Genomic DNA, 19,765 nt, shown 5'->3' on the forward strand with positions numbered 1-19,765 from the left:
AAATGGCACAATCTCCTAGGGTGCGTTTACGCGATACTGAACTAAAGCCTGAAACAAGTACGTTGGTAGCTTACGGGCGCGGTGCAAGGCTTATTCTTGGTGTGCTGAATCCGGTAGTGGCTTTAGCCTCTATTCTTTTTCTTTTTGTTTTGGCGCGGGTCAGGTGGGCTAAGTGGGCGTTGGTTGTCGGGGTGGTGGGCAGTGTTGCCGCTTTTATCGGTGGTGGGTTTAGGTCTTACTTTTTGTGGGTTCGGGATGTGCGGGACTATGTTCAGGGCGCCGGACTCACCGACTTTGGTTCTTTCGCTTCCAGTCACCTGCCGGGGTGGTTGGTTGCTCAACTGTGGTTTGGTCTGCCGGTGGCTGTTGTGGTTGCGGGTCTTATTGCTGTGGTGCGGAGACGGTATCAACCAGAGTGGCGTGAAGAGGTAGCACCTAAGCGCACCGCTAAAGACGTTGCAGCGGCGCAGAAGAAAATGAAGGCATGGGCTAACCCTAAGCCGGTGAAAAATCTTGACCAGCTAGCCGTTCGCCTAGGTGCTACTGAGAGCACCCTGAAACCGTTTGATGTTCCGCTCTCTGCCTTGCGGCTGCATACCGCTATTTTTGGTCCCAGTGGTTACGGTAAGACCACGACCATTCTTGAGATCGTCAAGGGGCTAACCTTGGCACCTGCCGCCAAGCCTTTTAGAATCGGCACGGTGTTTATCACCATGAAGCCGGAGCCAGATATTACCGTAGCCCTAGGAGCTATTGCCGCTGCAACCGGGCGTAAGTTTCACATCATCACCGAAGACGGGCACGGGGCGACGAGCACCTATAGCCCTATTCGGCATGGGTCTGCCACTCACCGGCGAAACATCATGATTCGCGCTGAACAGTATGCCGAGGCGGGCGGGTTTAGCGAGGCGCATTACCAGCGTCCCGGCTCACGGTTTACCCTGCTTGCACTCAGGGCGTTAGAGGCAGCCGTTTACGATGGACTGACCTACACCGAAGCTAGGCAGGTCAAGCCCTGGCGGATGGATATTGAACATGTCGCTAAGATGATGCGCCTGACGGTACTCGCAGCAGTCAAAGACTCCATGAGTAACCGGGACACCGCAGCCAAAATTGAAAATTTCCTCGCTGAGGTAGCCGAAGATAAAGAGGTTGCCACCGCTGCAACCGGTATGCGCTCACGTTTTGCTGTAGTGGCCGAAGGCGCAGCCGGTAACGTCCTGATTGATGAACCGACCGGACTAGACTTGCGGGCAGCTATCGAAGGCGGGGACATCGTTCTCTTCAATATGGACGCAGCCCGTGACCTTGAAGCCTCACAATTTATTGCCAACCTAGCGATTAGTGACTATGTTGCGGCTATGGCTGACCTGGGGGAAAAGAAGTGGCACCTCGATAGCAGCGGGGTACAGAATCGCCTTAATCTGCTGATTGTGGACGAGTTTTCTGCCCTGGGTGGGTCAAACCTGGTCGACGTTGTGGAACGCACCCGCTCACATGGCGGCGCGTCCATGCTCTCGGCTCAGACGCTTACAGCTCTTGAGACCATCGATAACGGGTTTAAAGATCGCCTTATGACCAATACGGCGGTGAAGATTTTTCACCAAATCGACATTAAGGCTGATGAGCTCTCGGACATGCTGGGCACCCGTCAGGCAATGAAAGAGACCCTACAAACCTTTGAAGATAAAGACCTGTTGGGCACTCAGGCGCGGGCAAGTGGTCAGGGCACCGTCCGCGAGGTTGAAGTGTTCACGCTGCATCCTAATGTGTTGCGTAACTTGAACCCTGGCGAAGTCGTAGCAGTGGTGAAAAGCCCGCGTATGGTGGAGAAAGTCAAGGTTCGTAAAACTGATGTGCCTAAGGCTGTACCGGTGAAGCCTGTAGAGCGTATGGCAGCAGCGGGCAGCGTGGTAGCCGAAGAACAACCAGCAGTTTTAGAGCCTGTTGAGGGTGGACCGCAGAAGGAGATACAGTGCAGGGAGCCAGAAAACTTAGAGCCTACGAATCCTTGGGAAGGCTTGTTAGCAGAAGAGTCCGAGCCGGTTGCGATTATTCCATTTGACGATGATGAAGACGATGCAATGAATATGCCGATTCGTTAAATATCTACTTAAGGGGCTTTTGAGGGTCTTGAGCCGCTCAAAAGCCCCAAACAATAGGGATGTTCACTGGTTAGACGAAATTAACAAACCGATGCGCTCAAGGGTATCTATAAAGTCAGTAGAACATGTGGTGGCAGGGGGCTAGCGCCGCCCCCCAACCCCCGGCGCAAGCACCCGCTTGACCAGCTGCCGCACAAACACCGGCAGCCTCTTTGACGCGCAGAGCGCGAGAGAGGCAACAGGGGTTCGCTTGCCTAAGAATCCGTGAGCAGCTCAACCGGGGGTCAAGGAAGGGTTTAGGCCAGGGAAGCAGGCAGCTTGAAGAGATCCAACTATGGCTAAGGCAGAGATGAATGACCATTTAACCGTATATATGGCTAACCGTATAGCCATATATACGGTTATATGGCTATTTGTCTTTACGTAACTGTTCAGAAGAATTTGCGTCAGCTGATTTAAGTCGCGCAATCGTTCGTTTATAAGAGAGAGCTACTTGGATCGCAGATCGGCAATGAACTTGTCAGCTCGCGCCAAATTATGAGCGAGCTTATCCCGCTTAATCACAGCACGCTGAGAATATTCATTCAGCCTAGCTCGTGCTATCTCATCCTCCGGAACCTCTTGAAGCCGATCAATCGCATCTAGCAGCTCTCCCATTTCTTCGAGGGTAAAGCCCAACGGCTTCATCGAACGGATAACCAACATGCGTTGCAAATCGGAGTCGCTATAAAGCCGAAAACCACCCTCACTACGAGTGCTGGCCGGCAGTAATCCAACTTCATCGTAATGCCGGATTGTCCGATGCGACAGGCCCGTCGCATTGACCATGTCACCAATCAGCAAGACCCGCTGATCTGTGCGCTTCACTGCATCATTCACCTGGAAACCCCAATCTCTCAATTTAAACTCTACCCTTACGTTAGGTTAGAGTTTAATTCGGCAGCGCTGAATCAACACATTACAGCGCACCCCTAAGACTTTCACAGCGCAACGACGCGCACCTAAACCACATGAATCCCAGGGATACATCTCTGCCCAACTCGATTGGAGTCATCACCATGAGCACACCCACACTTCAACCCCCAGCACTATCCCCGACAGAACGACAATCCGTCCTTCGCGTCCTCAAATCCCCGCGCCTGCTCAAAACCGAAGTCCTCGCCGGACTGGTCGTCGCGCTGGCCCTCATCCCCGAAGCCATTGCATTTTCCATCATCGCCGGAGTCGACCCCCGCATCGGGCTCTTCGCCTCCTTCACCATGGCGGTGTCCATCGCGTTCCTTGGCGGTCGTCCCGCCATGATCTCGGCCGCCACCGGAGCCATCGCCTTGGTCATCGCGCCTCTGGTCAAAAGCCATGGAGTGGACTACTTCATCGCCGCAGTCATTCTTGCGGGCATTTTCCAAGTAGTTTTGGCGGTGCTTGGCGTAGCCAAACTGATGCGTTTCATCCCGCGCCAGGTCATGGTCGGATTCGTCAATGCTCTTGGCATTTTGATCTTCATGTCCCAAGCGCCTGAACTACTCGGCGTCCCATGGCTGGTTTATCCATTGACAGCACTGGGCTTGCTAATCGTTTTTGGCCTGCCGAAACTCACCACAGTAGTTCCGGCACCACTGGTGGCCATCGTCGTACTGACATTAATTACGGTACTAGCCTCGATTACTGTTCCTACCGTCGGTGACAAGGGTCAGTTGCCAGAAAGCCTTCCAACTCTCTTCTTCCCTGACGTTCCCTTGAACTTTGAAACCCTGCAAATCCTTTTCCCTTATGCTCTGGCTATGGCCTTCGTGGGGCTCTTGGAATCCTTGATGACGGCCAAGCTTGTTGATGATGTCACTGACACCCACTCGAACAAGACCCGCGAATCCTGGGGGCAAGGTGCCGCGAACATCATCACCGGGTTCTTCGGAGGCATGGGCGGCTGCGCCATGATCGGGCAGACCATGATCAATGTCAAAGCCTCCGGTGCCCGCACCCGAATTTCTACGTTCCTGGCGGGAATGTTCTTGCTGATCCTGGTGGTCGCACTCGGTGACGTAGTGGCGTTGATCCCTATGGCTGCCCTGGTCGCAGTCATGATCTTCGTATCCATTGCCACCTTCGACTGGCACAGCATCAAACCATCCACCCTGCGCATGATGCCCAAGAGTGAAACCACCGTCATGCTGATCACCGTGATCTTCACTGTCGCGACCCATAACTTGGCTATCGGCGTCGGTGTCGGCGTGCTGACCGCCATGGTGCTGTTCGCCAACCGCGTGGCACACCTCGTAACCGTGGAACGCAGCATCGAGGAGCACTTTGGGGAGCGAATTGCTAAGTACGTTGTCAACGGTGAACTATTCTTCGCATCTTCCAACGACCTGTACACCCAGTTCCAGTACGTCGAAGACCCTGAGCATGTGGTCATTGACATGTACCAGTCACATACCTGGGATGCCTCAACGATTGCAGCCCTGGATTCAATCACTGAAAAGTACGCCAAGTACGGTAAAACTGTGGAGATTGAAGGGCTGAACCAGGCTAGCCTGAAGATGCGTGAACGCATGGGTGGCAAGCTTGGAGCAGGACATTAGTACTGGATTCCGGATCTCCTAAAATCAGGCGATAGGAATAGCCCGCCGATTTGACGATCGGTGGGCTATTTTGGCAATTTGTCGTCAACGAAACCTGCGAAAACCGCGACAATTAATTTCGCGATTCACAATCACGGTTCGGCATGAAGCTCAACCCCTGTCAAAAACGGTCGTTTATGACACGCTAATCCGCCTGCGTCGACGAGAATCTCCGGCAGTTGAAAAATCAACATAATTCCATGCGAGTTTCGTCGCAAAACTCAGTGCCAGAAACTATGTAGCAAAAATATCTCTGCTTCACGAGTATTGAAGCAACACAGCTTCAAGCGCACCCGAATCTTACCCAGTTCCCGACAAAATCCTCGTTCAGATCAGCACCGGTGAGACTCTCGTCTTCTAGCAATTCGCTCACTATCGTCATAGCGGCTCGGATCGCGATGATGGGGTAAATCGAGATTTGGTACAACGGAACCGCCCGCATACGAGTAATGGCAGGTTTAGCTCTCGGGTGGTTTCGGATTTTTATGAGGAGCGGATTTCGCGAGTTCTTACGGCTTGAGGTTATTTAGGAAAAAATCAAAGATTTTGTCTCAGAAGCTTGACCCGCTCATAGGTCACAACTCAGAATTACTGGTTTCACCAGAAAATGGTTTGGACGATCTATGATCCTATGCTGAGTCGCTTTCCCATTTTTGGAGGTAGCTAACCACAGTAGGTGCACCTTTAACCAAGGTACTTCTCCAGTTCACTTTGCCGGCCTTCTGCAACTGTCCTGTGACAACGATAGGATGAATACCATTTTTGTCGGCAACGCGCGTGACCCAATCATGGCTGATTCGAGCGGGAAGGCTATCCATTTTTTGCTTCTGAATCCAGGAAGAAGCTAATAAGTCAGCTTCTTCCTCTCTAGAATCCGACGGCTCGCCGTCAGCATCATCTACAACTAACCCATTCTCAATATGGCCGAGTACTACATGTGCAGCTTCATGAAGAAGGGTAAATAGTACTTTATCTAGTCTTTGGCCTCGACCCGACAAAGCAATCACTGGTGTGTCGTTCAGAAGGAACGATGCACCGTCAATTTTGCTCCCAGGGAAAGCCTCGACATAAACGAGCCGAACTCCAACATCCGAAAAATCATTGGGCAAGTCAAGAAACCCCTCAGGGCGCTTGACTATCTGGCTCACTCTCGAAGCGAGATCGGTGAAGAATGACTTATTGAATCTACCCACCGTTTTCTGCTCAGCCTGACGATAGGCGCATGCAAGCCACGTGTGCTGGATAGAGGAAACTTCTTCGGTATGGTTACTCCTACGTGCAGCCATGGGAAGACTAGGTTCATCGAACACGCTTTCCATACCAAAGAGTTCGCATAGCTGCTCGGCTTCACCATATGCATCTCGCGCGCTAATAATTCTGCGTTTTCTCAATAAAGCAACAGGTGCGAGTTCGTTGGAACGGGCTCTCAGCTTTACTTCATCTAGCTGTCTCAAAAGGCTAGGGTTTCGCTTTTGCTTCCAAAGATAGTAAGCATCTTGAAGATTGAGCCACATCTCAGGGCTCGTTCCTAATGCTGCGCCTATTTGAGCCGCAGACTCTCGGGTTATTTCCTTTTTGCCGGAAATTATCTCCGAAACGAATTGGGATGGGCGACCTAGAATTTCGGCAAACTCTGCTTGAGTCCAGCCCCGTGCATCAAGTTCATCAGCCAGGTAGCCCCCGGCAGGGAATGCTTCGGCAAGTATGGCAGTCATATCCGGCATCTCCCCTTCATCGATAGTGATTATTTAGTTCTAGAACCACGGCCACTCGATCCCCTCTGGTGACAAAAGAGAGAATGAGCCGAAACTTAATGTTCAATCTGATTGAGCACTGACCATTTCGATCTCCGGAGAGTTGCTCAAGATGCAACGAACGAATTGCTCGAAGGTCTCTTTCATCTACTGCTGCTCTAATAAGCTGGATCTTTTTCCTATAAGCAGTGACTACGTCTGGTCCCCACTTTTTTTGCGCAAAAAAGTGGTCTTCAGCCAGGCGCCGAAGCTCTTCATCTTCATATTCTATACGCAAAACGCCCCCTCGTCATCACCTTAGGGGTGATTGCGCACATACATCATCAGAACACTCTCCTTAAATCCTAGTATGAAAACAGAAGAAATTTAAATGCTAGCCTTCTTCACCCTAAGGGTGATACTATGAAGGCAACCTGACAGGAGATCCACCGTGACCAACCACCAGTCCATTACAGAGCACTTCAAGATCAGTGCGCCCGTCCCCTTTGTTGACGTCAACGCTCATACGGACACAAGACTCTTTGTCGACCCCCGTGCCATACGAATCGAAAAGAACCCGTCCCCTTACAACGCGGACGCCAACCAGTGCACTCGAACCTTTTTCGATACGGTCACGAACTACATAAAGTCGAGTTCCTCAGCGGATAACTACCGTGCCCTCGAACTGCTTCAGCATTTTAGGGAACCGAAACAGACTCGGTTAGGCCTAGCCAAGAGTGGCATTAACGGCCATGGCGGCTCAGAGGAAGTCGGCCAGTGGATCTGGGAGACGTTGTCCACAAATGCCAACGCGTTATTGCGCATAGGGACCTTGAAATGGATCGAAGATATCCCGCTCTTCATTGACGGCGTAGGTAACGACATCACGTCAGACCTCACAACGAGAATTATCTTCAAACCACTGGCTGAGTTCACTTCGGCGATGGTCGCGAAATATCCGGAATTTAGGGCAGCTCCACACAAAATGATCAAGTCTGATCACCAGATCTGGAATCCTCAATCCTGCACATGGGACGAAGGTACGTTCGAGCTACCCTCCGTCAATGGAGTTCCGCTACTGCTGGTACCAAAAAATTGGGTGCGGCCTAACCTACTGATGACAGCAACTAGGTACTACGAAACCCAAATGCTGACTTACGTTCAACGAAAGGACGCTTCTGTGGATACCAAAGGCAAGCTGCTACTGACGTCGAAGGATCGAATCATTGAAAGCGGAAAATACCCGCGAGGTCGCAAAACCATAACCGACGTCACGACAGATGCAGTAATAAACCACGGGGCCGATCCCCTAGCCGATTTCCGATATTTCGTAGACAGCCGCTACGAACCCCGTGGATAGCAAACCGGTCCATCGCAAACATCACCTGATACTTGATCTACCCATCAGACGGTGCTAACAGCACTAGTATCAACGACCGCTGGCATCCCGCGGTCGATCCAAGAAATACTAATAGCCAAGGAGGCCGACATGTCAGTTCAGTGGGTCAATTACGATCTCAACAAGACCGGACAAAATTACGAAGCTCTGATCGCCTACCTGAAATCTCATAACGGGTGGGCCAAGCCACTCAAAAGCAGCTTCTTTGTTAATACTTCTCTAAGCGCAGCCGAATTGCGCACAGAAATCAAAAAATACATTGACACTAATGACGACGTAGTAGTTGTCAATGTCGACGGTCAGAGCTGGGCAACTTACGGCTTGTCCGAGAAACTCAACACCTGGCTCAAGAACAATATCTAATACGGGCGCTCCTCTAATAACTCAGATGACCAGCTCGCGGTTGGTGTTCCAACTCCAAGAATGCACATCCACAAATATAGTGTTGAAGCCCCCCCTCCGCGTGCGTCTTGCAACCCATAGGTTGCAAGACGTCTCATCGCACGCCGATCCCCTGGCGAAAAATCCGCAGAATCTCAACGCCCCCAAATTCTCGCAACTATGTGTCGCAACCAATGATGTAAAATCGGGTCTATACCCTTAGTTGCGAGACACTTTTTGAAGGACCGATGACCAAACTGATCGGATACGCCCGCGTGTCCACCAAAGCCCAAGACGCCGACCGGCAAATCCAAGACCTCCTCGCTGCCGGCGTCCGGCGCGATGACCTCTACACCGACCATGGTCTCTCCGGGGCCCTGGCCAAACGACCCGGCTTGGATAGAGCACTGACCGCGCTGCATCCGGGTGACACGCTCGTGATCACCACTTTGGACCGGCTCGGGCGCTCCACCCAGAAAATGCTCGAACTCGCCGAGGAACTACGCGAACGAAATATCGGATTGCGGGTGTTGAATCTCGGCGGCGGAGATGTGGACACGAAAACGCCGATGGGTGCCATGGTCTTCACCGTCATGGCAGCCCTGGCCCAAATGGAACTCGAGATCAAGCGCGAACGCATCACCGACTCCGTCACCAAACGCCGCACCACCGGTGGCGATCTCGGTGGCCGACGCCCCACCTTCACCGAATCACAGATCCGTACTGCCGCCAAACTGATCCAGTCCGGCGAGCCAGCGACCCAAGTCGCCAAAGACATAGGAATGTCTCGTGCGACGCTCTATCGACGGATCAAAGAACTTCCCTAATCAAACATCGCTCAGTAAGGGTTACAGCTCTCCCTGCCCTTGCTGACCGTTCTACAGCGTGGGCAACTCGTCGGAGCAATAGACTACTAACAAGAAAATGCGCCATCTCATTCTGGACAAGAAGGTTGCAGATTCCATTGGCTGGTCTGCCAAAGCCCGGTGGTCTCCATCGGAATATGGAAAATACTTAGAACTCATCAACGATGCCATGGAACACCTACCCGAAGCAGAACGCTCCGACTGCCTTGAAATGCGCCTGTTCAATCCATAGTACATATCAAGGATTCTTCCCGAAAACGCTATGATCCCAGTTCCGGACCACAAGCTTTCGGTACGAAGTCACGGAGATCGGAAACTGTGAAAGGTCGTCTCACCGAGTGCAGCTTGCTGGATAAGAATCAAAGAATACACCTGGATTTTGGAAGTAGCGGGAGCTGTTCCGCATCCTCACACCTCTAAAAGCTGATAAACATGGTCAAAAACAGGTAAAACCGGCTAATCTAGTTTCAAGAGCTATTGACGCACCAAGGAGTAACAGTGAATGAGTCCTGGCTATCTGCTGAAGAAATAAGTGCCCATCTAGGAGTCACCAAAGACACTGTCTACGGCTGGATCGCCAATCGTGGAATGCCCGCTCACAAAATCGGAAGATTGTGGAAATTCCAGACTGCCGAAGTCGACAAGTGGGTTAGAGAAGGTGGAGCCACCACCACACCAAAGACCCCCTAAACATAACCTGTCATTCATACTGTCGGACATCACCGATATCCTGGCCTATTGCTCGAATCCTGAAAGGTAACCGGTATGCACGGTAGCGAACTGAATCTCACCAGCTTGCGCGCTGGACAACGCATTCGGGGGCTTTTGCCTTCAGGGGACGTCAGTTTGGTGGCAGTCGAATCAATCGACCCAGACCTAGCGGAAGTATATTTCCGAGACGACAACGGTGGCAGCTATTCACGTTCAATCACAGATTCTGAAGTCGCACGCCTTCATATCATCCAAGAAATCGACGCGGGACCAGCTTTCGACGCGGATCCTGATGAATTCCGTCTTGCAGCCGAAGCTCTTCGGATCAAGTATGCAGGCCTCTACGACCCGATGGTGGCCGTAAATAGCTCCGACGTTGACCCGCTGCCCCACCAGATCCGAGCAGTCTACGAAGAGCTCCTTCCACGAGTTCCACTGAGATTCCTCTTGGCCGATGACCCCGGCGCAGGTAAGACAATCATGGCTGGGCTCTATCTCAAAGAGCTCATCCTACGTTCAGACTGTGAGCGCGCCATTATTGTGGCTCCAGGCGGGCTGGTAGAACAATGGCGGGAAGAGCTTGCCCAAAAGTTCAATCTTAATTTTGAAATTTTCAGCCGTCAGATGGCGGATGAGAGCCAAGGTCAAAACGTCTTTACTGAGCATCCTTTCCTCATTGCAAGAATGGACCAGCTATCACGCAATGAAGACCTTCTCGAGCAGCTCAATGAAACCACGTGGGATGTGGCAATCGTCGATGAAGCGCACAGGATGTCAGCTCACTATTCCTCATGGGCCGGAGAAATCGATGAGACCAAACGCTTTAAACTTGGGCGCCTGCTATCAGAGACATCCCATAATTTCCTGCTCATGACGGCAACACCGCATGCCGGCAAAGAAGAAGACTTCCAGCTATTCATGTCCCTCTTGGACAAGGATCGGTTCGAAGGCCAGTATCGGAAGGGAGTTCACCGCACAGATACTCAGGGCCTGATGCGTCGAATGGTGAAGGAAAATCTCCTAACTTTCGAAGGCAAACCGCTGTTCCCTGAACGGCGCGCATATACCGTCGAATACGATCTAAGCCCGGCGGAACGCGAGCTATACGAGCTTGTCACGGACTATGTCCGCACAGAAATGGGACGAGCTGAACGGATCTCCCAGAGCGGCGACAAGAAACGCGGCAACAATGTTGGTTTCGCACTGACAGTTCTGCAACGTCGACTCGCCTCAAGTCCTGAAGCGATCCTCCGTTCTCTGGAACGGCGTCAAGGACGTCTCAATGCACGTCTACACGAAATGCAGCAGACCACCACCAGTGCGCGAAGCTTCGGGAACGACTTCTCAGTTCCCTCCCCTGACTCCTCGCTACCCTCGTTCTCCATCAGCGGATACGACGACTTTGATGAAGAAACAACCACTGAGGAACGTGCAGCCCTCGAAGCACAGGCAGATCAAGTTGTAGATTTAGCCACTGCGGCTCAGACAATCCCTGAGCTCAAAGCAGAAATCGCGATTCTCGAGGGTTTAGTTGCAGCAGCACGAAAAGTTCGTTTGCAAGATGACGACAAAAAATGGGTGCAGCTCAGGACGATCCTCGATGAGCAGCTCTTGAGCCACAAGGATTCACAAGATCCACGGAAAATCATCATCTTCACCGAACATCGAGATACCCTGAACTACCTGGAAAATAGGATCACTGCTCAGTTCGGACGATCAGACTCCGTAATCACAATCCATGGCGGAACACGACGCGAAGATCGGAAGATCGCACGGGAAAATTTCACGCATAATCCAGCCACCGTTGTTCTCCTTGCAACAGACGCAGCTGGAGAGGGACTCAATCTTCAACGTGCCCACCTAATGGTCAACTACGATTTGCCATGGAACCCGAACCGGATCGAACAACGCTTCGGACGCATTCACCGAATTGGCCAGCGAGAAGTCTGCCATTTGTGGAACATGGTCGCTAAAGATACACGTGAAGGCGAAGTTTTCGCGCGCTTACTGTCAAAAATTGAACAAATGGATATTGCCTACAACGGCAATCTATTTAACGTCCTTGGCGATACAGATGCCTTCCAGGAACGCTCACTACGTGACTTGCTCATTGAAGCTATACGTTACGGTGACCAGCCCCAGGTCAAAGCTAAACTCGACGACATTATTGATGCCGGGGTCTCACACGGGCTAGAAGACATGTTGGCTGAGCGTGCGCTGCATCCAGAAATGTTCAGCGCCATAGATCTCAACGCTGTTCGAGTTCGAATGGAAACAGCCCGTGCACGACGCCTCCAACCTGGTTACATCGCCGCGTTTTTCATTCCCGCGTTCGAGCGTTTAGGAGGACGAATTCGCAAACGAGAAAAGGGACGCTACGAGATCACACGCGTACCGCGGAAAATTAGGGATATGGCTCGGCGGATGAACCGTTGGGCTCCTGTTTCCGAGCAGTACGAACGCGTGACGTTCGAAATATCGGGAATTAGGTCCAGTGGTCTGCCTGACGCGTCTCTGCTCGCGCCCGGCCATCCGCTCTTGCAGTCGGTGATTGAGTTATCTATCCAGGACCTTGGCCATACTCTCAAACAAGGCACAATTTTCGTCGACCGAAGAAGCACTCAGTCTGCTTCTGCCATGCTGATGTTCAATGTCGAACAGCGGATCGAGAATTTAGAGAGCGACACCGTGTCGCATCATTTTGACTACCCTCTTTTAACTCCAGAAGGATCGGTGAGCATTTCTGCTATCCCTGCCTATCTCGATTTTGACCGTCCAGAATCTCATGAAGTTCAGATGATCTCAACAATCGCTGATGAAGCATGGACAAAACAGAATCATGAGAAAACCATCCGTTCCTGGTCCTACCGTGAAGGGCTGACACCCAGGATGAACGAGATGAAAGAACGTCTTGAGGCAGAAACTGAACGTACCCGCATACAAGTCACGGAACGCTTGCTGGCGGAGATCAATCATTGGGACCGTGAACATAACCGGCTCAACGCGCTGGAAAGATCAGGAACTGTCGGCAGAATCCGAGCCGAAACAGCTCTAAACCGGGCTCGCGAACTTGATACCCGGCTAATGCGCAGGCTCGAACAACTCGACCACGCTAAAGCTTTGGTTGCTGTTCCAGCAGTGATTCGAGGGACAGCGCTAGTTATCCCAAGCCAGCTACTACAAAATACAGAGCCTACCAAGCAATCGACATACGCTCGTCAAACAGAGGAAGTCGAACGCCGCGCAGTCGAAGCTGTACTCGCAGCTGAGCGGTCCCTCGGACGGAAACCTGTCGAGATGCCGCGCAACAATCCTGGGTACGACATCCAATCTACTGACCATCGAGGGGCTACATATTACATTGAAGTCAAGGGACGTATATCCGGTTCAGATACTTTTACAATCACAACTAACGAAATTACGTTCGCGCAGACACAAGGTAATCGCCATAGATTAGCTCTAGTCGCGGTATCTCCCAATGGACCAGCTGATGATCAACTCCGATATATTCAAGATGCCTTTGCACATTTTTCACCGTCGATTACGACACGGTCTTCCAACGAATTATGGGGGGAATACTGGACCCGCGGAAACACCCCCCACTAGCCATCCCAACGTAGATACATATTGCACTCACGAAAGTTGCCCTCATGACATCAATAACTAAAAAGAAACTCATCGAAACCTCTCTCCCTTTGGAAGCCATTAATGCCCAAGCTTCCAGGGAAAAGTCGATTCGGCATGGCCACCCTTCGACCATGCACCTTTACTGGGCTCGTCGCCCACTCGCAGCAGCCCGTGCAGTGCTCTTCGCCCAGCTAGTGGATGATCCTGCTTCACGTCCAGAAGAATTCCCTACCGTTGAGCTTCAAGATACCGAACGTGCTCGTCTTCACGCGCTGATGGAAAAGCTTGTTATCTGGGAAAACAGCAACGACGAGACACTTCTGGAGGCAGCCCGTTCCGAAATCCGCAAAAGCAACAACGGGAAGTTACCCGCTGTTCTAGACCCGTTCGCTGGCGGCGGGGCAATCCCCTTGGAAGCTCAACGTTTGGGTTTGGAGGCTCATGCCAGTGACCTCAACCCGCTTGCTGTACTTCTGAATAAATCTCTCATCGAGATTCCCCCAAAGTTCTCGGGTAAGAAGCCTGTTTTCCCTTCAAGCGAAGGTGAACAGATGAGCTGGAAACGAGCAGAAGGGCTGGCCGCCGATGTCCGTTCTTACGGGCAGTGGATGCGTGACGAAGCCCAACAACGAATCGGTAATCTTTACCCGCAAGTCACCGTGCCGGGCGGTACTAAGCATACGGTGATCGCGTGGATCTGGGCGCGCACTGTCAAAAGCCCTAACCCTGCGAACCCCATCGAGGTACCTCTGGTGCGTTCCTGGTGGCTCAGCAAGAAAAAAGGCAAAGAAGCCTGGATCAAGGCTTCCGTTGTCAACGGTGAAGTGCAATACGAAGTGCGTCATGATTCGGAAGGTCCTAAAGGCGAAGAGGACGGAACAGTCGGTCGTAAAGGTGCCTACGCCATTGGGGATGGAACCCCCATGCCATTGAATTACATCCGGTCTGAAGGTCGTGCCGGCCGAATGGGTGCCCACCTTATCGCTGTGGTCGCAGAGGGGGAAAGGAGTCGTCTCTACGTATCGCCATCCCAAATACATATTGAGGCTTCCTTGGTGGATCGTCCTGACTATGTTCCCGAAGGGAATTTGCCCAAGAATCCTCGTGACTTTAAGACACCCAATTATGGTCTTACTACGTGGGCCGATTTGTTTACGAATCGTCAACTAGTTGCGCTCACATCTTTGAGCGATTTGGTGGGTGAAGCGCGTGAGCGGGTTCTTGAAGATGCGCTTGCTAGTGGTATGGAACCTGGTGAACGGCTTGAAAACGGTGGTACCGGAGCCGAGGCCTATGCTGATGCGGTCGCCACCTATCTCGCGCTTGCGGTTGGCAGGCAGACCGATAGACTCTCGTCTCTCGCAAGCTGGCAATCCGTCGGCGAAAAAGTAAGAAACGTATTCGGCCGGCAGGCTATTCCCATGGTCTGGGATTACGCAGAAGTAAATCTATTCTCTGATTCCTCTGGAGGATTTTTAGGAAACCTCGAATGGGTCAGAAAAGCTCTGGAACATACTCCTGCGGTATCTAGCGGCGAGGCTGTGCAAGTGAATGCAGCAACCCGTGACTATCAAGACCTAGTAATTTCAACAGATCCACCATATTACGACAACATTGGATATTCGGATCTTAGCGACTATTTCTATGTATGGTTGCGACGCTCACTTTCGTCCATTCACAGCAAAACGGTAGGCACTATGCTTACCCCAAAATCTGAAGAACTCGTAGCGAACCCATATCGTCACGGAGGCAAAGATGCTGCGGAAAAATTCTTTATTGCCGGATTCAACAGCGTCTTTAAGAGGATCCGCGAAACAGCTAACACTGAAGTGCCCTTGACCGTTTACTACGCTTACAAACAGCAAGAAACCAAATCCGGTGGAACCAGTTCCACAGGCTGGCACACATTACTTGACGGTCTTATTGAATCTGGATGGGAAATAACTGCGACTTGGCCTATGCGGAGCGAACGGGGCGGAAGGCTCATTAGCGTCGGTTCTAATGCTCTAGCTTCGTCCATCGTTTTGGCCTGCCGGCCACGCCCGGACAATGCTACCTCGACGACCCGCCGTGCTTTTGTCGCGACTCTTCGTTCAGAGTTGCCTGATGCCTTAAGGACTTTGATGCAAGGTGCCATCGCACCAGTCGATCTGGCCCAGGCGGCTATCGGTCCTGGCATCTCCGTTTTCTCACGCTATGCACGCGTTCGGGAGTCCGACGGGTCAGACATGGGCGTGAAGGATGCCTTATTGCTTATCAACAGCACGCTTGATGAGGTGCTCGGTGAGCAAGAGTCAGATTTCGATTCTGATACGCGTTTTGCGGTGAAATGGTACCGGACCTATGGATGGGACCAAGCGAACTCAGGATCAGCAGATCAGCTGGCCCGTTCTTCAGACACCTCTATTGGCGCATTGGAACGTGGAGGAATTTTTGAAGCACGCGGTGGTAAAGCGCGCCTGCTCTCTCCTGAACAGCTGGATGCTGAATGGGATGTCCAGGCTGATACGAGAATCAGCGTGTGGGAGTCCACAGTGCGGCTCTCCGCGTTGATGGCGAAGGAAGGCGCGGAGAAGGTCGCAGAAGTTTTGGCCAATCTGCAATCGCGTGTCGATCTGGACGCAGTAAAAGAGCTTGGGTTCTTGCTCTTCCATGAAGCCGAAAAGAAAAAGAACACCCAGGACGCAATCCTATTCAACGGTTTGGTCAGTGCGTGGGGTGACGTAAATGAAGCAGCACGTCAGTACTCGTCCACACCAAAACCAGTTCAACAAGCGTTTGACTTCGAAGAAGAAGAGGACTGATATTCGATGGCAATAAATAATAGGGATCGAGTCGGCAAAGCTTTCGATCTACTCTCAGAGGGCTTGTTGGACGTTGTAGATGAAGTCATGACAGGCGTGTACGGCACTTCTGAATGGACCGCTAAATGGGCAGAAGAAGACGTGCAACGCCGTGGCGTTCCGCTGCGCACGCTCACGAAACATGATGTCCAGGTTCAGCTGCGCGCTATCACCGAGCAAGGCTACCGGTTCAAAGACGTACTCTCCCGTGCACAGCAGGGTTTCGCTTCCGAGCTGAGGGAAACTCGCAACCTTTGGGCTCATAACGAACCTTTCAGCTCCGATGATGCTTCGCGTGCGCTAGACACCATTGAACGATTGCTGCAGGCAGTGGGAGCGGTAGACTCCGCCGATGATGTTCGCAAGTTGCGCAATGATTTGCAGCGCACAGTCTTCGAGGATCAAACGCGTAAAAAGATTAAACGTGCCAAAGTATCTCTTGAACCAGGCACGGGGTTGCGACCATGGCGGGAAGTCATTCAACCACACGATGATGTAGCCCGTGGTGCGTTCACTGCCTCAGAATTCGCAGCAGATTTGCATCTAGTCCATACCGGCCAGGCCACGAGCCCCGAGTATGGTGACCCTGTCGAGTTCTTCACAAGGACCTACCTGACCGAGGGGCTGCGTGACCTGCTCTCCCGTGCGCTGCGACGCTTAAACGGCGAAGCAGGAGCAAGTCCTGTAGTGAATCTGCAGACCAACTTTGGTGGCGGAAAAACGCATTCCATGCTGGCCCTTTACCACCTGTTTAGCGGAACCGCGGCAACAGCCTATCCCCAAGAACTCCAAGAACTGATTGCCGCGAACGGTAACCCTGACCTATCCACATTGGGGGTACGCCGTGTCGCCTTGGTGGGCACCTATCTGAAGGCTGGCTCTCCTCTCGTCAAAGACGATGGGACTGAAGTCCATACGCTCTGGGGGGAGCTGGCATGGCAGCTCGGTGGGCGCGAAGCGTACGATATGATTGCCGAAGATGATCGGGCAGGCACAAATCCTGGTGAAACTCTGAGGACTCTCATCCAGCGGTACGCTCCTTCGTTGATTTTGATCGATGAGTGGGTAGCATATGCCAGGCAGCTGGTCACCGATAAGGATCTTCCCTCGGGGTCCTTCGAAACTCAATTCACTTTTGCTCAGTCGCTGACGGAGATAGTCCGTTCTGTCCCTGGGGTCATGCTGGTCGTTTCCATCCCTGCATCTGATACTGGCAGTGAGTCAAGCGGCAGCGATATCGAAATCGGTGGAGCCAATGGGCAGCTGGCACTTGAACGACTGCAGAACGTGATCCGACGGGTCGCTGATCAGTGGCGTTCTTCAAGCAAGGATGAATCCTTCGAAATAGTCCGCCGCCGTTTGTTCCAGGCTCCCAATGCCGAAAGCCTGACCACAATCAGTGCAGTGGCGAGAAGCTTCGCCAATTTATACCGGAACAATACTTCGTTATTCCCCAGGGATGCCGCTTCCCCCAATGATGACTACGAAAAACGCATCCGAGCGTCCTATCCTCTGCACCCAGAATTGCTCGACAGGCTCTACGAGGACTGGTCAACCCTTGAGCGTTTCCAGCGTACCCGTGGCGTCTTGAAGCTCGTGTCCTCAATCGTGCACGAACTGTGGGCGTCCAACGACACTTCTGCGCTGATTCTGCCTGGGAACGTACCTTTGGATGCAACAACGGTCAATACGGACTTGACTCAATATCTTGAAGACCAATGGAAACCAATCATTGATTCCGACATCGACGGCACAGGCTCAACCGCACAGCAGATCGATCTCGATCGGCCGAATCTCGGCCAGCGTTTCGTGGCTCAACGGGTAGCCCGAACGATTTTTATCGGTGCCGCTCCGCGCATCAAGAGCAGTCGTAAAGGACTAGATAAGCAGTACCTCTGGTTGGGCACTGCAGTGCCAGGGGATGTGCTTGGTAATTTTGGCAGCGCTGTCGAGCTGCTGGCGCAGCGCTCGACCTACTTCTACGAAGAACAAGGACATTATTGGTTCGATACTCAGCCCTCGGTTTCTAAAACTGCAAATGACTACGCTGAACGACTTCGCGAAGACGTTGAAACCGTGTGGAACGAAATCAGCCAGCGATTGAAGACCGAAGAACGACATCGTGGCGTGTTCGATCGAGTGCATATCGCACCCAGTTCATCCGCTGACATCCCGGATCTTGAAAATACCCGCTTAGTGATCCTCCATCCCCGTTTGTCCAGAAGGAAGCAAGATGGGAATGAAGCTCCAGCACATCGCTGGGTCCGAGAGGTCATTGAACGCAAAGGGTCCACTCAGCGAACGCACCGCAACTCACTGGTCTTCCTCATGGCTGACAGAAACGAGTTGGAAGGGCTAGAAGCTGTCACTCGCAGCTACCTCGGGTGGAAAAATGTGCAAATTACCAGCGACAGCCTTAACCTCTCCACCCAACAACGTCTTCAAACCGATAATTGGGTGAGCAAACTCGACAGCACGGTTACCGATCGAATTCGTGATGCGTTCGTGTGGGCTGTCTATCCTGAACAATTTGATCCTGCTAAGCCATTCGATCTGGTGACTGAGAAAGTTCCCGATTCGGGTAGTCGCTCTCTGGCGGAGCGGGTGGGGGCAAGGCTCTTACGAGAAGACCAGCTGGTCACCACTTTGGGTGCTGAGATTCTGGGATCTATTTTGCACAATGAACTCAGCGCGGTGTGGAAAGATCGAGGTGACATCACGCTCGGCGAATTGTGGGCTTACTTCACTGGATATGTCTACATGCCCCGACTAGTGAATCGAGAGGTACTCGATTCCGCAGTGGTCAAGTCGCTCTCGACTGTGATGATGCCAAGTGAGTCCTTTGCTGTAGCCAGCGGTAAAGACGATCGCACCGGGCGCTATCGCGAATTACTCTTTGAGTCAGGATTCAGCGGAGAAATTCAAATTACTGATAGTACGTTGCTGGTCGAAAGCACTCGCGCCCAAGAACAAATCGAATCCGACCAACAGCAAACAGAGGGTATCGAAACTCCGGGAAATAGTGGTTCCGTTACCCCATCTGAAGCGGGAACAGACCATCCAAACTCACCATTAGAACCAGTCCCAGGAGATGGCGCTCCGGCGCAGCTACTCACCCGATTCTTCGGTTCAGTAAAAATCGATTCCGACAGGTACGCCCGCGACATCGGGAATGTACTTCGAGAAGTTGTTGATCGCCTGGCAGGGACCGGAGCCAAGCTTGAAATCACCTTGGATATCCAAGCCCGTAAAGATGAAGGATTCACCGAGTCCGAAGTTCGCACCATTCAGGAGAACGCGAACGTCCTGAAATTCGATCCTAGCTCGACATTTGAAGAACGCTAGAATCGGAATTCGTGACAAGCTGACGGTTGATTATCGATAGCAAGGCGGTAAGCACTGCATGGAAACGGTCCTCCCTTTGTTGGAGAGCTTTTCCATGCAGTGCACGCTAAGCAAGCAAAGTTCTGTTTAGCACGGTG

General features: G+C 52.2%; 13 protein-coding genes. 10 read left to right on the forward strand and 3 right to left on the reverse strand.

Translation table 11 applies throughout. The annotated features are described in order from the left end of the window. Nucleotides 1–2 precede the first annotated feature (2 nt). Nucleotides 3–2,105: a type IV secretory system conjugative DNA transfer family protein gene (locus ABD982_RS09140; RefSeq protein ID WP_345446698.1), complete on the forward strand. Its 2,103-nt coding sequence runs from the start codon at nucleotides 3–5 to the stop codon at nucleotides 2,103–2,105. A 489-nt stretch (nucleotides 2,106–2,594) separates the two neighbouring features. Here ABD982_RS09140 and ABD982_RS09145 read toward each other — a convergent pair whose 3' ends face one another. Next, entirely contained in the window at nucleotides 2,595–2,984 is a 390-nt protein-coding gene (locus ABD982_RS09145) for a MerR family transcriptional regulator (RefSeq protein ID WP_345446701.1), read from the reverse strand. 179 nt (nucleotides 2,985–3,163) lie between these two features. Between ABD982_RS09145 and ABD982_RS09150 the strand changes: the two genes are divergently transcribed. Next, nucleotides 3,164–4,684 carry a SulP family inorganic anion transporter gene (locus ABD982_RS09150; protein WP_345446704.1) on the forward strand — a complete coding sequence of 507 codons (1,521 nt, stop codon included), beginning with the start codon at nucleotides 3,164–3,166 and terminating at the stop codon, nucleotides 4,682–4,684. Between the two features lie 668 nt (nucleotides 4,685–5,352). On the opposite strand, the gene ABD982_RS09155 is transcribed toward ABD982_RS09150, so the two are convergent. Both ABD982_RS09155 and ABD982_RS11330 read right to left on the reverse strand, forming a co-directional pair. After that, nucleotides 5,353–6,438, reverse strand: coding sequence for a HigA family addiction module antitoxin (locus ABD982_RS09155; RefSeq protein WP_345446706.1), 1,086 nt, complete (start codon nucleotides 6,436–6,438; stop codon nucleotides 5,353–5,355). A gap of 16 nt (nucleotides 6,439–6,454) precedes the next feature. Next, a complete protein-coding gene (locus ABD982_RS11330) occupies nucleotides 6,455–6,754 on the reverse strand; it encodes a type II toxin-antitoxin system RelE/ParE family toxin (protein WP_425570041.1) in 300 nt (99 codons plus the stop codon). Nucleotides 6,755–6,907: 153 nt separating this feature from the next. Here ABD982_RS11330 and ABD982_RS09160 point away from each other — a divergent pair, with 153 nt between their 5' ends. From ABD982_RS09160 to ABD982_RS09195, 8 genes are all read left to right on the forward strand, one after another. Continuing rightward, nucleotides 6,908–7,816, forward strand: coding sequence for a hypothetical protein (locus ABD982_RS09160; RefSeq protein WP_345446708.1), 909 nt, complete (start codon nucleotides 6,908–6,910; stop codon nucleotides 7,814–7,816). Nucleotides 7,817–7,945: 129 nt separating this feature from the next. Then, nucleotides 7,946–8,218 (forward strand): hypothetical protein, encoded by a 273-nt coding sequence (locus ABD982_RS09165; protein ID WP_345446710.1) that lies wholly within the window; start codon nucleotides 7,946–7,948, stop codon nucleotides 8,216–8,218. Between the two features lie 266 nt (nucleotides 8,219–8,484). Continuing rightward, nucleotides 8,485–9,063: a recombinase family protein gene (locus tag ABD982_RS09170; protein ID WP_345446712.1), complete on the forward strand. Its 579-nt coding sequence runs from the start codon at nucleotides 8,485–8,487 to the stop codon at nucleotides 9,061–9,063. Nucleotides 9,064–9,160: 97 nt separating this feature from the next. Further along, on the forward strand, nucleotides 9,161–9,334 hold the full coding sequence (locus ABD982_RS09175; protein ID WP_345446715.1) for an 8-oxoguanine DNA glycosylase OGG fold protein: 174 nt from the start codon (nucleotides 9,161–9,163) through the stop codon (nucleotides 9,332–9,334). A gap of 266 nt (nucleotides 9,335–9,600) precedes the next feature. Further along, nucleotides 9,601–9,792, forward strand: coding sequence for a helix-turn-helix domain-containing protein (locus tag ABD982_RS09180; protein ID WP_345446718.1), 192 nt, complete (start codon nucleotides 9,601–9,603; stop codon nucleotides 9,790–9,792). A gap of 75 nt (nucleotides 9,793–9,867) precedes the next feature. Further along, nucleotides 9,868–13,419: a helicase-related protein gene (locus tag ABD982_RS09185; RefSeq protein WP_345446721.1), complete on the forward strand. Its 3,552-nt coding sequence runs from the start codon at nucleotides 9,868–9,870 to the stop codon at nucleotides 13,417–13,419. 44 nt (nucleotides 13,420–13,463) lie between these two features. Then, nucleotides 13,464–16,244, forward strand: coding sequence for a DUF1156 domain-containing protein (locus tag ABD982_RS09190; protein WP_345446724.1), 2,781 nt, complete (start codon nucleotides 13,464–13,466; stop codon nucleotides 16,242–16,244). A gap of 87 nt (nucleotides 16,245–16,331) precedes the next feature. Beyond that, entirely contained in the window at nucleotides 16,332–19,628 is a 3,297-nt protein-coding gene (locus ABD982_RS09195; protein WP_425570042.1) for a DUF499 family protein, read from the forward strand. Nucleotides 19,629–19,765: the final 137 nt, after the last annotated feature.

It is taken from the genome of Rothia endophytica, assembly GCF_039543885.1.
Lineage (GTDB): Bacteria > Actinomycetota > Actinomycetes > Actinomycetales > Micrococcaceae > Rothia > Rothia endophytica.

Bases quoted from the DNA above. Each gene is read 5' to 3' on its own strand.
- ABD982_RS09190 (WP_345446724.1), top strand. From the start codon at position 13,464: ATGACATCAATAACTAAAAAGAAACTCATCGAAACCTCTCTCCCTTTG.
- ABD982_RS09155 (WP_345446706.1), bottom strand. From the start codon at position 6,438: ATGACTGCCATACTTGCCGAAGCATTCCCTGCCGGGGGCTACCTGGCT.
- ABD982_RS09175 (WP_345446715.1), top strand. From the start codon at position 9,161: ATGCGCCATCTCATTCTGGACAAGAAGGTTGCAGATTCCATTGGCTGG.
- ABD982_RS09165 (WP_345446710.1), top strand. From the start codon at position 7,946: ATGTCAGTTCAGTGGGTCAATTACGATCTCAACAAGACCGGACAAAAT.
- ABD982_RS09170 (WP_345446712.1), top strand. From the start codon at position 8,485: ATGACCAAACTGATCGGATACGCCCGCGTGTCCACCAAAGCCCAAGAC.
- ABD982_RS09150 (WP_345446704.1), top strand. From the start codon at position 3,164: ATGAGCACACCCACACTTCAACCCCCAGCACTATCCCCGACAGAACGA.
- ABD982_RS09185 (WP_345446721.1), top strand. From the start codon at position 9,868: ATGCACGGTAGCGAACTGAATCTCACCAGCTTGCGCGCTGGACAACGC.
- ABD982_RS09195 (WP_425570042.1), top strand. From the start codon at position 16,332: ATGACAGGCGTGTACGGCACTTCTGAATGGACCGCTAAATGGGCAGAA.
- ABD982_RS09140 (WP_345446698.1), top strand. From the start codon at position 3: ATGGCACAATCTCCTAGGGTGCGTTTACGCGATACTGAACTAAAGCCT.